The organism is Citrobacter sp. Cf087 (assembly GCF_030334285.1).
GTDB classification, from domain to species: domain Bacteria; phylum Pseudomonadota; class Gammaproteobacteria; order Enterobacterales; family Enterobacteriaceae; genus Citrobacter; species Citrobacter freundii.
The window spans coordinates 267817-282396 of sequence record NZ_JAOWED010000029.1 but is presented as its reverse complement, the minus strand read 5'-3'; the positions used below and the strand labels follow the sequence as shown (position 1 = coordinate 282396).

The 14580-nt window shown below is 54.4% G+C and carries 14 protein-coding genes; 4 read left to right on the top strand and 10 right to left on the bottom strand.

Translation table 11 applies throughout. The features are described 5' to 3' along the window. Positions 1-88: 88 nt before the first annotated feature. Both radA and serB read right to left on the bottom strand, forming a co-directional pair. Positions 89-1471, bottom strand: a complete 1383-nt coding sequence (radA, locus tag OGV57_RS12825; RefSeq protein WP_001728171.1) for a DNA repair protein RadA — start codon at positions 1469-1471, stop codon at positions 89-91. Between the two features lie 11 nt (positions 1472-1482). Beyond that, complete coding sequence (gene serB / locus OGV57_RS12820) at positions 1483-2451, bottom strand: phosphoserine phosphatase (RefSeq protein ID WP_003019027.1); 969 nt, start codon at positions 2449-2451, stop codon at positions 1483-1485. A gap of 115 nt (positions 2452-2566) precedes the next feature. Between serB and OGV57_RS12815 the strand changes: the two genes are divergently transcribed. Next, the gene (locus OGV57_RS12815) at positions 2567-3208 is read left to right on the top strand and encodes a YtjB family periplasmic protein (protein ID WP_003837287.1); all 642 of its coding nucleotides are present in this window, start codon (positions 2567-2569) and stop codon (positions 3206-3208) included. 37 nt (positions 3209-3245) lie between these two features. After that, entirely contained in the window at positions 3246-4262 is a 1017-nt protein-coding gene (gene lplA / locus OGV57_RS12810) for a lipoate--protein ligase (protein WP_003019035.1), read from the top strand. A 150-nt stretch (positions 4263-4412) separates the two neighbouring features. Here lplA and deoD read toward each other — a convergent pair whose 3' ends face one another. The 4 genes from deoD to deoC all read right to left on the bottom strand — a co-directional run bounded on the left by deoD (position 4413) and on the right by deoC (position 8725). Then, positions 4413-5132, bottom strand: coding sequence for a purine-nucleoside phosphorylase (gene deoD, locus OGV57_RS12805; RefSeq protein ID WP_000224864.1), 720 nt, complete (start codon positions 5130-5132; stop codon positions 4413-4415). A 103-nt stretch (positions 5133-5235) separates the two neighbouring features. After that, positions 5236-6459 carry a phosphopentomutase gene (deoB, locus tag OGV57_RS12800; RefSeq protein ID WP_003019037.1) on the bottom strand — a complete coding sequence of 408 codons (1224 nt, stop codon included), beginning with the start codon at positions 6457-6459 and terminating at the stop codon, positions 5236-5238. A 51-nt stretch (positions 6460-6510) separates the two neighbouring features. Beyond that, on the bottom strand, positions 6511-7833 hold the full coding sequence (gene deoA / locus OGV57_RS12795; RefSeq protein ID WP_003019040.1) for a thymidine phosphorylase: 1323 nt from the start codon (positions 7831-7833) through the stop codon (positions 6511-6513). Between the two features lie 112 nt (positions 7834-7945). After that, positions 7946-8725 (bottom strand): deoxyribose-phosphate aldolase, encoded by a 780-nt coding sequence (gene deoC / locus OGV57_RS12790; RefSeq protein WP_003019042.1) that lies wholly within the window; start codon positions 8723-8725, stop codon positions 7946-7948. 261 nt (positions 8726-8986) lie between these two features. On the opposite strand from deoC, the gene OGV57_RS12785 reads away from it, so the two are divergent. Both OGV57_RS12785 and OGV57_RS12780 read left to right on the top strand, forming a co-directional pair. Further along, positions 8987-10537, top strand: coding sequence for a YjjI family glycine radical enzyme (locus tag OGV57_RS12785; protein ID WP_286531250.1), 1551 nt, complete (start codon positions 8987-8989; stop codon positions 10535-10537). Next, entirely contained in the window at positions 10509-11372 is an 864-nt protein-coding gene (locus OGV57_RS12780) for a YjjW family glycine radical enzyme activase (protein WP_003837280.1), read from the top strand. The genes OGV57_RS12785 and OGV57_RS12780 overlap by 29 nt, the downstream gene beginning before the upstream one ends. Before the next feature lie 36 nt (positions 11373-11408). Here the strand turns inward: OGV57_RS12780 and OGV57_RS12775 are convergent, their stop codons facing one another. The 4 genes from OGV57_RS12775 to osmY form a co-directional block, all read right to left on the bottom strand. After that, positions 11409-12185, bottom strand: a complete 777-nt coding sequence (locus OGV57_RS12775) for a metal-dependent hydrolase (protein ID WP_048233950.1) — start codon at positions 12183-12185, stop codon at positions 11409-11411. Then, on the bottom strand, positions 12182-13255 hold the full coding sequence (locus tag OGV57_RS12770) for a patatin-like phospholipase family protein (RefSeq protein WP_003837277.1): 1074 nt from the start codon (positions 13253-13255) through the stop codon (positions 12182-12184). Before OGV57_RS12770 ends, OGV57_RS12775 begins: the two co-directional genes overlap by 4 nt. 121 nt (positions 13256-13376) lie before the next feature. Next, a complete protein-coding gene (locus OGV57_RS12765) occupies positions 13377-13538 on the bottom strand; it encodes a DUF1328 domain-containing protein (protein ID WP_003019081.1) in 162 nt (53 codons plus the stop codon). A 127-nt stretch (positions 13539-13665) separates the two neighbouring features. Then, positions 13666-14283 carry a molecular chaperone OsmY gene (gene osmY / locus OGV57_RS12760; protein ID WP_003837258.1) on the bottom strand — a complete coding sequence of 206 codons (618 nt, stop codon included), beginning with the start codon at positions 14281-14283 and terminating at the stop codon, positions 13666-13668. Between the last annotated feature and the right edge of the window lie 297 nt (positions 14284-14580).

Below are 14580 nucleotides of genomic sequence, written 5' to 3'. Positions count from 1 at the left end.
AAGAGCCTCCTGCTGGAAAAATCGCGTAACACTGCCTGATGGCGCATCGCTTATCAGGCCTACAAATTCAGTACGTACGGGTATTTGATTATAGGTCGTCAAACACGCTTAACGCATCCGCAAGCTTCTTAACGCCAAAGACCTGCATCCCTTCCGGTACTTTTTTCGGTACGTTAGCGGCAGGAACAATCGCCCGGCGAAAACCGTGTTTCGCCGCTTCCGAAATACGCTCCTGCCCGCTGGGTACCGGACGGATTTCGCCTGCCAACCCCACTTCGCCAAAGACCACTAAGTCCTGTGGCAGTGGCCTGTCGCGCAGGCTGGAGACCATTGCCAGCAGCAACGCCAGGTCGGCGCTGGTTTCGGTGACTTTTACGCCGCCGACTACGTTAACGAACACGTCCTGATCCGCCATCTGCAAGCCACCGTGACGATGCAGCACCGCCAGTAGAATCGCCAGACGGTTCTGTTCCAGACCGACCGCCACGCGACGCGGGTTCGCCATCATTGAGTGATCGACCAGCGCCTGAATCTCGACCAGCAGCGGGCGCGTGCCTTCCCAGACTACCATCACCGAACTACCGGAAGTGACTTCATCGCCACGGCTTAAGAAAATAGCAGACGGGTTGCTGACTTCACGTAGCCCCTGTTCCGTCATGGCAAAGACGCCCAACTCATTCACCGCGCCAAAGCGGTTTTTATGGCTACGCAGTGTACGGAAGCGGGAATCGGCGTCGCCGTCGAGCAACACCGAGCAGTCAATACAGTGCTCCAGTACCTTCGGCCCGGCCAGCGAGCCATCTTTGGTGACGTGGCCGACCATCACAATCGCCACGCCGCGCGTTTTAGCAAAGCGCGTCAGGTAAGCAGCGGTTTCACGCACCTGCGCCACGCTGCCCGGCGAAGACTGAATATCCGCCATGTGCATCACCTGAATGGAGTCGATCACCATCAGCTTCGGCTGTTCTTCTTCAGCAATCAGGCAAATTTGTTCGATACTGGTTTCCGACAGCATGTTCAGGTTCGCCGTCGGCAGGCCAAGCCGATGCGCGCGCATCGCCACCTGTTGCAGCGACTCTTCGCCGGTGACGTACAGGGTTTTCATCTGCTCGGCGAGCCTGCACAGCGTTTGCAACAGCAGCGTTGATTTGCCCGCGCCAGGGTTACCGCCAATCAGTATGGCGCTGCCGGGCACCACACCACCGCCGAGCACGCGATCAAACTCTTTAAATCCGGTAGAAAAACGCGGCAGTTCCTCAAGGCTGATGTCAGAGAGCTTCTGCACTTTTGCAACGCCCGCATTTCCGGCGTAGCCGCTGAGTCGCTCGTTGCGCGCCACCGTTGGCGATGCGGCAAGGCGCACCTCGGTAATGGTATTCCAGGCCTGACAGGCGCTGCATTGCCCCTGCCAGCGCGGGTAATCGGCCCCGCATTCATTACAAACAAAGGCGCGTTTAGGAGCTTTTGCCACGTTTTACCTCATTATTTCTGATTCATACTGCCAGAGAGAATGCAGAACACGCCCATCAGGTCAGCGTGACGGATAGTAATCTCCGTCTTTTCATTCACTTTGGGTTTCGCATGATACGCAATCCCCAGCCCGGCCGTTTTGATCATCGGCAGATCGTTGGCACCGTCGCCGATCGCCACCGTCTGCGCCATCGGGATCTCATATTCTTGCGCCAGGCGGGTCAGAGTACTGGCTTTGTACTGAGCATCGACGATATCGCCGATCACGTTGCCAGTAAATTTACCGTCCATGATCTCCAGCTCATTCGCCACAGCTGCCGTCAGGCGCAGCTTGTTACGCAGATAATCGGCAAAGAAAGTAAACCCGCCGGAAGCGATAGCCACTTTCCAGCCAAGCGTTTCCAGTTTTAACACCAACTGAGTCAGGCCTGGCATTAGCGGCAATGTTTCGCGCACCTGGTGCAGAATATTGGCATCAGCGCCCTTCAGCGTCGCCACGCGGCTGCGCAGGCTGGCGGTAAAGTCCAGCTCGCCGCGCATTGCGCGTTCGGTGACTTCGGCAACCATCTCGCCGGTTCCGGCCAGTTTAGCAATTTCATCAATGCATTCGATCTGGATAGCCGTTGAATCCATGTCCATCACCAGCAAACCCGGCGTGCGCAGATGCGGAATTTTACCCAGCGGCGCAACATCCAGTTTGGCGTCATGCGCCAGTTTTGCCGCACGCGGCGTTAACGAGCCCGCCAAACGAATTACCTGATAATCCTCAACGCACCACGCCGCCACGATCACCATCGCCGCGCCCAGTTTACTCTGGTATTGCGTTAACCGTTGTTTATCCAGCCCACGACCGTACAGCAGCCAGCCACTGCGGCCCGCGTGGTAATCCAGCGGCATGACTTCATCACCGCTTAAAGAGAGGGGCAGACCTGGCCACAGAGAGACATCTTCAGGTAGATCGCACCAGGTAATGTTAGGCATTAAAGCTCCTGTAAAATCGTTCGGGTCGGAATCATCAGGGGAAAATAACGCATGAGGCTACCCTGTAACCAGCGCTTCTGGCAACATTAAGTCTCAAATTTTCAGCAGGTGGAATATGGCTCGCACAAAACTGAAATTCCGACTTCATCGTGCAGTGATTGTATTGTCCTGCCTTGCGCTGCTCGTCGCGCTGATGCAGGGGGCTTCCTGGTTTAGTCAAAGCCACCAGCAGCAGCGTAATCCGCAGCTCGAAGAGCTGGCCCGCACGCTAGCCCGTCAGGTCTCGCTGAACGTCGCCCCGCTGATGCGTACTGAAACGCCGGATGAAAAGCGTATTAAGGCGGTGCTCACGCAGTTGACGGAGAGTAGCCGTATTCTGGACGCAGGCGTGTACGACGAACAGGGAGACCTGATTACGCGCACCGGTGAGAGCGTCAATGTTCGTGACCGTCTGGCGCTCGACGGCAAAAAAGCCGGGGGCTATTTTAACCAGCAGATTGTCGAACCCATTCAGGGAAAAAATGGTCCGCTGGGCTATCTGCGCCTGACGCTGGATACCCACACTCTTGCCACTGAAGCCAAGCAGGTGGATAACACCACCAACATCTTACGCCTGATGCTGCTACTGTCACTGGCAATCGGTGTAGTGCTGACCCGCACCTTATTGCAAGGTAAGCGTACCCGCTGGCAGCAATCTCCTTTCCTTCTCACTGCCAACAAACCGGTGCAGGAAGAAGACAACGAGAAGATAGAATAAAAGCTGTAAAAACTGTAAAACAGAAGGGAAATCAACCATGACAACACTACGCCTGCTTATCTCAGACTCTTACGATCCGTGGTTTAACCTCGCGGTCGAAGAATGCATTTTTCGCCAGATGCCCGCCACGCAGCGCGTTCTGTTCTTGTGGCGTAACGCCGATACGGTGGTAATTGGCCGGGCGCAAAATCCATGGAAAGAGTGTAATACACGCCGCATGGAAGAAGACAACGTGCGGCTCGCCAGGCGCAGCAGCGGTGGCGGCGCGGTGTTCCATGACTTAGGCAATACCTGCTTTACCTTTATGGCTGGTAAACCGGAATATGACAAAACCATCTCCACCGCGATCGTCCTCAATGCGCTGAATTCGCTGGGCGTAGAAGCTGATGCCTCCGGGCGTAACGATCTGGTGGTGAAAACGCCGGACGGCGATCGCAAAGTTTCCGGCTCTGCTTATCGGGAAACGAAAGATCGCGGATTCCACCACGGCACGCTGCTGTTGAATGCCGATCTCAGCCGCCTGGCAAACTATCTCAATCCCGATAAAAAGAAACTTGCCGCCAAAGGCATCACTTCGGTTCGCTCGCGCGTAGCGAATTTGACCGAGCTGTTACCGGGCATCACTCATCAACAGGTCTGTCAGGCCATCACGGAAGCCTTTTTCGCCCACTACGGCGAACGCGTAGAAGCCGAGATCATCTCCCCAGACAAAGCGCCGGATCTGCCGAACTTCGCCGAAACCTTTGCCCGCCAGAGCAGTTGGGAGTGGAATTTTGGCCAGGCGCCTGCTTTTTCACATTTACTGGACGAACGTTTCACCTGGGGCGGCGTTGAGCTGCATTTCGACGTCGAAAAAGGCGTGATTACCCGCACCCAAGTCTACACCGATAGCCTCAATCCTGCGCCGCTGGAAGTACTGGCAGAACGACTACAGGGCTGCCAGTATCGCGCCGATATTTTACAGCAGACTTGTGAAGCGCTGCTTGCGGAGTATCCAGATCAGGAAAGCGAGTTGCGTGAGCTGGCTGCTTGGGTAGCGAAGGCCGTGCGCTAAGCGATTAGTGGCGAATTGCCGGATGGCGGCTGCGCCTTATCCGGCCTACAAGACCGCTCCCGTAGGCCTGATAAGCGAAGCGCCATCAGGCATTAATAGCGGCATTCCCGTAGGCCCGGCCAGCGCAGCGCCTCCGGGCCACAACAAAACTTACTCTTTATCGCCCAGCAGAACGGATTCCAGTGCGATTTTGATCATGTCGTTGAAGGTCGTCTGACGCTCAGCGGCAGTGGTCTGCTCGTGGGTACGGATATGGTCGGATACGGTGCAGATGGTCAGCGCTTTCGCACCGAATTCCGCCGCCACGCCGTAGATACCCGCCGCTTCCATTTCCACGCCCAGCACGCCGTATTTTTCCATCACGTCGAACATTTCACCGTCCGGAGAGTAGAACAGGTCAGCGGAGAACAGGTTGCCAACGCGAGCGTCTACACCCAGCGCTTTTGCCGCATCAACTGCGTTACGCACCATGTCGAAGTCAGCGATAGCTGCAAAGTCATGATCTTTAAAACGGATACGGTTAACTTTGGAGTCGGTGCAAGCACCCATACCGATAACCACGTCACGCAGTTTAACGTCCATACGCACAGCGCCGCAGGAGCCTACGCGAATGATTTTCTTCACGCCGAAGTCGGTGATCAGCTCTTTGGTGTAGATGGAGCAGGACGGGATACCCATACCGTGGCCCATTACGGAAATCTTACGGCCTTTGTAAGTACCGGTGAAGCCTAACATGCCGCGAACGTTGTTCACTTCACGAACATCTTCGAGGAAAGTTTCAGCAATATGCTTTGCACGCAGCGGGTCGCCCGGCATCAATACGACGTCAGCGAAATCACCCATTTCTGCATTAATATGTGGAGTTGCCATCTTCAGTTCCTTTTATATTGTTGTTTTTGCCGGGTGGCGGCTGCGCCTTACCCGGCCTACAAAACCGTAGGCCCGGTAAGCGAAGCGCCACCGGGCAATTGCATCAGAGCATATTTTTACCGTAGTCCATCGGCGACGTACCAAAGTAGCTCGCCAGCGTCTGACCGATATCCGCGAAGGTTTCACGGTGACCTAAAGAACCAGGTTTCACTTTCGGGCCGTAAACCAGTACCGGAATGTGTTCACGGGTATGGTCAGTGCCGGTCCAGCTTGGGTCGCAGCCGTGGTCAGCGGTCAGGATCAGAATGTCATCTTCACCCACCAGCTCCATCAGCTCAGGCAGACGGCGGTCGAACAGTTCCAGGCCCGCAGCATAACCGGCGATATCGCGACGATGTCCCCAGGAAGAGTCGAAATCAACGAAGTTGGTGAAGACGATGGTCTTATCACCGGCTTCTTTCATCTCTTTGATGGTGGCGTCGAACAACGCGTCCAGACCGGTGGCTTTCACTTTTTTGGTGATGCCGCAGTTAGCGTAGATATCCGCGATTTTACCGACGGAAACCACGTGACCGTCTTTTTCGTCGACCAGTTTCTGCAGCACGGTCGGTGCTGGCGGCTCAACGGCCAGGTCGTGACGGTTACCGGTACGCTGGAAGTTACCGGCTTTATCGCCGATAAACGGACGGGCGATAACACGACCGATGTTGTAACCACCTTCGGTCAGCTCTTCACGGGCGATTTCGCACAGCTCATAGAGCTTATCCAGGCCAAAAGTCTCTTCGTGGCAGGCAATCTGGAACACGGAGTCAGCGGAGGTATAGAAAATCGGCTTGCCGGTTTTCATATGCTCTTCACCCAGTTGATCCAGGATCACGGTACCGGAAGAGTGGCAGTTGCCGAGGTAGCCCGGCAGGTTGGCACGTTTTACCAGTTTATCCAGCAGTTCTTGCGGGAAGCTGTTTTCATGATCGGAGAAATATCCCCAGTCAAACAGAACCGGAACACCCGCGATTTCCCAGTGGCCAGACGGCGTGTCTTTCCCGGAAGAAAGTTCATGCGCCCATGCGTAGGCACCAATCACTTCCGCGTTGCCGTCCATGCCAGCAGCAATTTTACCAGTAGAACCTTCGTGAGCTTTCACCAGGCCCAGACGGGTCAGGTTAGGCAGATTCAGTGGTCCTTTGCGACCATTGTCAGCTTCACCTTTCGCACAGGCTTCTGCAATGTGTCCCATAGTGTCTGAACCTACGTCGCCAAAGCGATCCGCATCTTCAGTCGCACCAATACCAAAGGAGTCCAGCACCATAATAAATGCACGTTTCATCTTGTTCTCCATACATCTGCGCCGCAAAAAAGCGATCAGATCAGTATACAGTTATTCGGTAATACGACGATAGACTGTCGGTGTAATTTCTGGCGCTTTATCGTCAAGGCTAATTGCCGCTTTGACCGCTTTCGCCGCTTCCTGCCAGCTGGCTTCGTCTTTGGCGTGGATCACCGCCAGTGGGCGCTGTCCGTCTACGCTGTCGCCCAGACGCGCCATATCGCTAAAGCCAACGCTGTAATCAATGGTGTCCGATGCCTGACGACGACCGCCACCCATGGAAACAACCGCCATTCCCAGCGCACGGGTATCCATCGCGCTGACAAAGCCTTCAGTATCAGCATATACCGCTTTGCTGAGCATTGCCGTCGGCAGGTACTTCGCATAATTTTCGACGAAATCTGTCGGGCCTTTTTGCGCCGCCACCATGCGACCAAAAATCTCTGCTGCTTTGCCGTTATCCAGCACCGTCTGCAATTTCGCACGGGCTTCGGCGTCATCTTTCGCCAGGTTGCCGGAGATCAGCATTTCCACGCACAGCGCCATGGTGACGTCTAACAGACGTGGATTGCGGTATTCACCGGTCAGGAACTGCACCGCTTCGCGGACTTCGACCGCGTTACCTGCGCTGGAGGCCAACACCTGGTTCATATCAGTTAACAGCGCGGTGGTACGTACACCCGCACCGTTTGCCACGCCGACAATCGCTTCAGCAAGGGCTTCAGAAAGCTCGTAGGTCGGCATAAAAGCACCGCTGCCCACTTTCACATCCATCACCAGCGCATCCAGCCCTTCCGCCAGTTTTTTCGCCAGAATGGAACCGGTAATCAGCGGGATGGAATCCACCGTCGCGGTAATATCGCGGGTGGCATAAAAACGTTTATCCGCCGGTGCGAGCGAGCTGGTTTGCCCAATAATCGCCACACCCACGTCTTTAATAATTTCACGGAAACGCGCGTCGTCCGGGAAGATGTCAAATCCAGGAATCGCTTCCAGTTTATCGAGCGTACCGCCGGTATGCCCCAGGCCACGCCCGGAGATCATCGGAATATAGCCGCCGCACGCAGCAACCATCGGGCCTAACATCAGTGACGTTACGTCACCTACGCCGCCGGTAGAGTGTTTATCCACAATCGGGCCGTTCAACTGCAGGCTTTTCCAGTCCAGCACGGTTCCTGAATCACGCATTGCCATGGTCAGCGAAACACGCTCAGGCATTGTCATATCGTGGAAAAAAATGGTCATCGCCAGGGCGGCGATTTGCCCTTCAGAAATGGTATTGTCGCGAATGCCATTGATAAAGAAACGAATTTCTTCATCGCTCAGCGTATGACCATCACGTTTTTTACGAATAATTTCTTGTGCGAGAAACACGGTAACCCCCAGGGGAAAAGAGTAGAAGGCCGTTGTAAGCCGGGTAAGCAACGCGCCACCCGGCAGTCGTCTTAATGCCGGATGGCGGCTGCGCCTTATCCGGCCTACGGGCTTAGTAGCTGCTTGCGCTCTTGCCGTCGCCGTGACCCAGCGCTTTCAGCAAGCTAGCCAGCAGGCTGGATGCGCCAAAACGGTAGTGACGAGAATCAGCCCAGTCAGCGCCAAACAGTTCATCAGCAATCGCCAGGAATTGCTGTGCATCTTCTGCAGTACGCACGCCGCCAGCCGGTTTGAAACCTACAGTTTTAGAAACACCCATGTCGCGGATCACTTCCATCATGATGCGTGCGCTTTCCGGCGTCGCATTGACCGGCACTTTACCGGTAGACGTTTTGATGAAATCAGCACCGGCTTTGATGGAGATTTCAGACGCTTTGCGAATCAGTGCTTCTTCTTTCAGCTCACCGGTTTCGATGATCACTTTCAGCAGCACGTTTGCCGCCGCACACGCGTCTTTGCAAGCTTTAACCAGATCAAAACCAATCTGCTCGTTACCGGCGATCAGCGCACGGTACGGGAACACCACGTCAACTTCATCGGCACCGTAGGCGATCGCCGCGCGGGTTTCCGCCAACGCAATCTCGATGTCGTCGTTGCCGTGCGGGAAGTTGGTGACGGTTGCAATGCGGATGTCCGGCGTACCCTGCTCTTTCAGAGTCTTACGCGCAATAGGGATGAAACGCGGATAGATACAGATTGCGGCAGTGTTGCCAACCGGGGTCTTCGCCTGATGACACAGCGCGATCACTTTTTCATTGGTGTCGTCGTCATTCAGGGTGGTCAGGTCCATCAGTTTCAGTGCACGCAGGCTGCTTGCTGTTAAATCGGTCATAACATTCTCCAACGGCATCGCCGTATAAAATTTCACCTTGCGAGTTTGTTAGTATTCTAACATCCGCTCGCTATTACACTTCGATATACATCACAGTTAATGAAAACCACATACAGATTTGCATTACTCTAATGAGATCTACTTCAAATAAATTACCTTTTCTAAAGGGATGCCGTGGCATCAGGCGCATCCGGATCAAAGGTTGTGGCGGCGTTGCTTTCTACAATGGCGTTACACCTTCGGGACAAAAAGGAATCAACGATGCCCACCTCAAGCGAACTCGCGCTGCAACAGCGTTGCCAACAAATCGTGACCAGCCCGGTGCTCAGCCCTGAGCAGAAACGCCACTTTCTGGCGCTGGAAGCTGAAAACGCGCTGCCTTATCCGCAACTACCTGCACAGGCACGTCAGGCGCTGGATGATGGGGTAATCTGCGATATGTACGAAGGTCATGCCCCGTTCAAACCGCGCTACGTTTTACCCGATTACGCGCGTTTTCTGGCCAATGGTTCATCGTGGCTGGAGCTGGAAGGCGCCAGCGATCTTGATGATGCGTTATCCTTACTCACCATCCTGTACCACCACGTTCCGTCAGTGACGTCGATGCCGGTTTATCTCGGCCAGCTCGATGCGCTGCTGCAACCGTATGTTAGAATTCTAACACAAGAAGAGATCGATATTCGAATAAAACGTTTCTGGCGTTATCTCGACAGAACCCTGCCAGACGCGTTTATGCATGCCAATATCGGCCCCGCCGATACTCCAGTTACCCGTGCAATTTTACGCGCAGATGCAGAGTTAAAGCAGGTTTCACCTAATCTGACATTCATTTATGACCCGCAAATCATACCTGACGATCTGCTGCTCAGCGTGGCGAAAAATATCTGCGAGTGCAGTAAGCCACATATTTCCAATGGCCCTGAAAATGATAAAATTTTCACAAAAGGTCAGTATGGCGTCGTCAGCTGTTACAACTCTTTGCCGCTCGCCGGGGGTGGTAGCACGCTGGTCAGGCTTAATCTGAAAGCCATCGCAGAGCGCAGCGCCTCTGTCGATGACTTCTTTACGCGCACTCTACCGCACTATTGCCAACAGCAAATCGCCATCATTGATTCACGATGTGAATTCCTCTATGAAAAATCACATTTCTTTGAGAATAGCTTCCTCGTGCAGGAAGAGTTGATTGATCCCGAACGTTTTGTGCCTATGTTCGGCATGTATGGCCTGGCGGAGGCGGTGAATCTACTGTGCGATAAGGCGGGACAAAATGCGCGCTACGGAAAAGATGAGTTCGCCAATCAGCTTGGCTATCGCATCAGCGCCCAATTGGCGGAGTTTGTCGAAAACACCCCGGTGAAATATGGCTGGAATCAGCGTGCGATGCTGCATGCACAGTCGGGGATCAGTTCTGACATCGGCACCACGCCGGGGGCACGCCTGCCTTACGGCGATGAGCCAGACCCGATCACTCATCTGCAAACCGTCGCGCCACATCACGCGTTTTATCACGCCGGGATCAGCGACATTCTCACGCTGGATGAAACCATCAAGCGTAATCCTCAGGCGCTGGTGCAACTGTGCCTCGGCGCATTTAAAGCCGGGATGCGTGAGTTTACCGCCAACGTGAGCGGCAACGATCTGGTTCGCGTTACCGGCTATATGGTGCGTCTGTCGGATCTGGAAAAATATCGCGCCGAAGGTTCTCGCACCAACACCACCTGGCTTGGCGAAGAAGCCGCGCGTAATACGCGCATTCTGGAACGACAACCTCGCGTGATTAGCCATGAACAGCAGATGCGCTTCGGTAAGTAAGATTATCCCTTTCTCCTGCGTCGACGGGCCGGGCAGTCGCCTGGCTCTGTTTCTGCAGGGATGTAATCTGCGCTGTAAAAACTGCCACAATCCGTGGACGATGGGACGCTGCAACGACTGCGGGGAGTGTGTGCTGCATTGCCCGCATGAGGCGCTGAGCCTGAGCGCGGGGAAAGTGTGGTGGCAGTCTGATTTGTGTCAGCAGTGTGACACCTGCCTTCATATGTGCCCCCAGCAGGCCACGCCGATGGCGCAGACCATGAGTGTTGATGAGGTGCTGCAACATATTCGCAAGGCAGCACTGTTTATTGAGGGAATTACGGTCAGCGGTGGCGAAGCGACAACCCAGCTACCGTTTATTGTGGCGCTGTTTCGTGCGATCAAAACCGATCCGCAACTGCAACACTTGACCTGTATGGTCGACAGCAATGGCATGCTGAGCGAAACCGGCTGGCAGAAGCTGCTGCCGGTGTGCGACGGCGTAATGCTGGATTTAAAAGCCTGGGACAGCACGTGTCATCGTCAGTTGACCGGTCGCGATAACACGCTGATTAAACAAAGCATTACCTTTCTGTCCGGGCAAGGGAAACTTGCGGAACTGCGCCTGCTGGTTATCCCTGGTCAGGTGGATTATCTACAGCATATTGATGCGCTGGCGGCGTTTATCAGAGGTTCAGGTGACGTGCCGGTACGGCTGAATGCCTTTCATGCGCACGGGGTGTATGGCGAAGCGAAGGACTGGCCGAGCGCCACGCCGGAGGATGTGGAACACCTGGCGCAAAGATTGCGCGAACGCGGGGTGGATAATTTGATTTTCCCGGCGCTGTACCTGTGATGGCCGGATGCGATGCAATAGCGCCGCATCCGGAATTCAAAAATCAAACAACGCCGTGGTATTACGATACAGCGCGTCAGCGATCACGTCCGCAGGTTCCGGGCGCAGTTCGCATAAGACGTCAAAGACTCTGACTACCTGCTCAGGGCGATTAGGCTGCCCCTGAAAGCCGTTGAGCGGCATATCCGGCGCGTCGGTTTCCAGCAACAGCGACTCGAGCGGCAGCTGCGCCATTACTTCGCGGGTTTTACTGGCGCGCGGATAGGTAATGGTGCCGCCCACGCCAATTTTGTATCCCAGTTGCACAAAGCGTTCGGCCTGCTGCACGCTCCCGGAAAACCCATGCACCACGCCTGTTCGTGGCAAAGCATGGCGTTTAAGGTACATCGCCAGCTTGTCATGCGTGCGTCGCGAATGCAGGATCACCGGCAGTTCGTACCGCTTCGCCAGCTTAAGTTGCGCTTCCAGCACCCGCTCTTGCTTGTCGAATTGCGGAACGTCGCGATACAGATCCAATCCAATCTCACCTACCGCCACCAGCTTTTGTGGGCGCTTATCCAGCACCTGTTGCAACTGGTCCAGGCAGTCATCACTATGTTGTTCAATAACAATGGGATGTAGACCAAGCGCGGCAAATAATGGAGGATAATTTTCCGCTAACGCCAGTACACGGGAAAAATTCGCCGCCTGGGTGGCCGGAACGATAATGCTCTGTACACCAACCTCCGCCGCGCGCTGAATGCTGGCAGGTTCATCGCCGGTAAACGGCGGGAAATCAAAGTGACAGTGCGTATCGATAAAACGATAACTCACGCCAAATCCTCATTATTAAACGTTGTATCGTTGGCCTGAGGCGCATTGGCCACCACCGGCGCGTGGGCATCGTTGGCCACCGGCGCGGGAGGAACCACCACCGGTCCCGGCACCACAATCTTCGGCGTCTGACGAGGCAGCGGCACGTTTTTCCCCAGCAGTTTGCCGACGGTAGCGAGGAAGTAACGACCGCACAGGCGTCCGGTTTTGTAGTCTTCCCGCAAGGCCGGAATACGGCTTCCCAACGCCATGCTATGGAGCGGTTTGGGAGGGTAGATCTCAAAGATACGCAGCTTGCCCGGCGGTTTCTCAATAAAGCTCTGAATCGCGCGATAGGTGGCTTCATGGTGCTGCACCAGATTCAACAGTGGTTGCAGGCTGCTTTCGCCCAGCCAGCGTTCCATACGCTTGAACCACTGCGGGGTGTAATACATTTGCGAAGGCACAGTGCGGATAACCACCAGCGTTTTCGCCCCCTGCTTCGCCGCTTCCTGCACGGGAATGGCGTCGCTGACGCCCCCATCCAGGTAATTCACGCCGTCCAGCACAACCCCTGTGCGGTAGAACCCGGGAATCGCGCTGGAGGCACGAATAAGATCGAGCCAGTTTTGCCGGTTCGGCGAAAAATAGCCCGGCGTGTAGTCATCACCCCGACAGGCGCACATATAAAACGCTTTCCCCGCGGCAAACAAGCGCTCAGCGTTGTCCATCGCCAGCGGCATTTGGGACGAGGTCGAATCCACCAGCCAGTCGAGATCGATTAAGTTTCCCCCGCGCACAAAGCGCACCGGGTCAAAAAACTCACGTCGGGTAGTGTAACGCATGATGACTTTACGACCGTAACCGGGCTGGTTACAGAGATAAGCTGAAAGGTTTTGCGCACCAGCGGACGTCCCGTAGAAGAGATCAAAGGGATTGAACTGCGCGCGCATGAATTCATCCAGTACGCCTGCGGTGAAGATGCCTCTTTGTCCCCCGCCCTCGCACACCAGCGCCATACTGCCTGGTTGAAACGGACGTAACGATAACGGCGCGATATTACCGAGCGTGACGGGTATTCTCTGCCCCACCTCTGCCTTCCTGTTGTTTTTGTAATAGGACAACAAAGTAACGCAAATTGCCTGCAGCTAAAACCGTAAAAGCCAGTCCGCTGGACTGGCTCAGTAGCAAGTTATCTTTACGGTTTACGTACTAGGGTCGTTTACGCCCGGTAAACAGGCTGACCAGAAACAGAATGATACCCACCACAAAAACAATTTTCGCTGCGCCTGCAGCGGTACCCGCCAGTCCACCAAAACCCAGTGCAGCGGCAATTAACGCGATAACCAGAAATATGATGCCCCATCGAAACATATGCTTCTCCTTTACCATAGTTAATTTCACCGCTTGATATGAGCGCTCAGGCTACCCATCGGCGATATTTTCAGTGTGGTGCACAATACGCCTCCCGACAAACGTCAGGAGGGCGAATTAAGTCTAATTAGTGAGTTTTGAGATCGTTTTTAACGCTTTTCACGCCATCAATCGCTTTGGCGATGCTCTCAGCGCGATCGCTTTGAGCTTGTGAATCGACAGAGCCTGAAAGCTGTACCACACCATCGGTGGTTTCAACTTTCACTTTGCGGGATGGGACAATATCATCGGCCAGCAGCTTGGCTTTTACTTCACTAGTGATTGCCGTATCGCCCGCATAGCCTTTAACGGAGGTTTCTTTACTATCACGCACGTGCAGTTTGTCGCTAACGGAGGTCACACCCTCAACGCCTTTCGCCACTTTCACCGCTTCTTCAGCCTGCGCCTGGCTTTCAACAAAGCCGCTTAGCGTTACTACTTTCTGATCGGTCTTGACGGAAATATCGGTGCTCTTAATGCTATCGTGGTCCACCAGCGCGGCTTTTACTTTCGCGGTGATGGTGCTGTCATCCATGAAATTACCGACTTTGTTCATAGAGCTATCGACTTTCTGCCCCGCACTTTCGACGCCGGATTGCGCTTTATCCGTCGTGGCGTTTTCTGCATAAGCAGAACCCGTTGCAACAGCGGAGGTCAGCATCACGGCCAGCAGCGTTTTAGAAATCTTAAGTCCTGTCATTGTCATCGATGTATTCCTGTATGTTTTGCTAAAAGCCAGGCTCTGCCGTTACACGGCCTGAACCAGCAACTAATTTTGTAAGTGGAATAAATATCAGCAATAGAAGCTGCAACAGGCAGCCTAAAAAGCATTTAACGCCGATATTTATGTCATCACATTGTTAAATATAGTTCAGGATTTCGTGATCGCTGCCCGAGTTGACTAAAAAACAGGCAAACAAAAGAAAAACGCGAAGTTTTAAGAACATTCCGCAAGGGATTTAAAAGACAGGGAAAGTTGCAGGGCACGGCGGATACCGTGCCC

Coding starts and splice junctions, on each gene's coding strand:
- serB (WP_003019027.1), bottom strand. CDS start 2,451: ATGCCTAACATTACCTGGTGCGATCTACCTGAAGATGTCTCTCTGTGG.
- OGV57_RS12815 (WP_003837287.1), top strand. CDS start 2,567: ATGGCTCGCACAAAACTGAAATTCCGACTTCATCGTGCAGTGATTGTA.
- lplA (WP_003019035.1), top strand. CDS start 3,246: ATGACAACACTACGCCTGCTTATCTCAGACTCTTACGATCCGTGGTTT.
- deoD (WP_000224864.1), bottom strand. CDS start 5,132: ATGGCAACTCCACATATTAATGCAGAAATGGGTGATTTCGCTGACGTC.
- deoB (WP_003019037.1), bottom strand. CDS start 6,459: ATGAAACGTGCATTTATTATGGTGCTGGACTCCTTTGGTATTGGTGCG.
- deoC (WP_003019042.1), bottom strand. CDS start 8,725: ATGACCGATTTAACAGCAAGCAGCCTGCGTGCACTGAAACTGATGGAC.
- OGV57_RS12785 (WP_286531250.1), top strand. CDS start 8,987: ATGCCCACCTCAAGCGAACTCGCGCTGCAACAGCGTTGCCAACAAATC.
- OGV57_RS12780 (WP_003837280.1), top strand. CDS start 10,509: ATGAACAGCAGATGCGCTTCGGTAAGTAAGATTATCCCTTTCTCCTGC.
- OGV57_RS12765 (WP_003019081.1), bottom strand. CDS start 13,538: ATGTTTCGATGGGGCATCATATTTCTGGTTATCGCGTTAATTGCCGCT.
- osmY (WP_003837258.1), bottom strand. CDS start 14,283: ATGACAATGACAGGACTTAAGATTTCTAAAACGCTGCTGGCCGTGATG.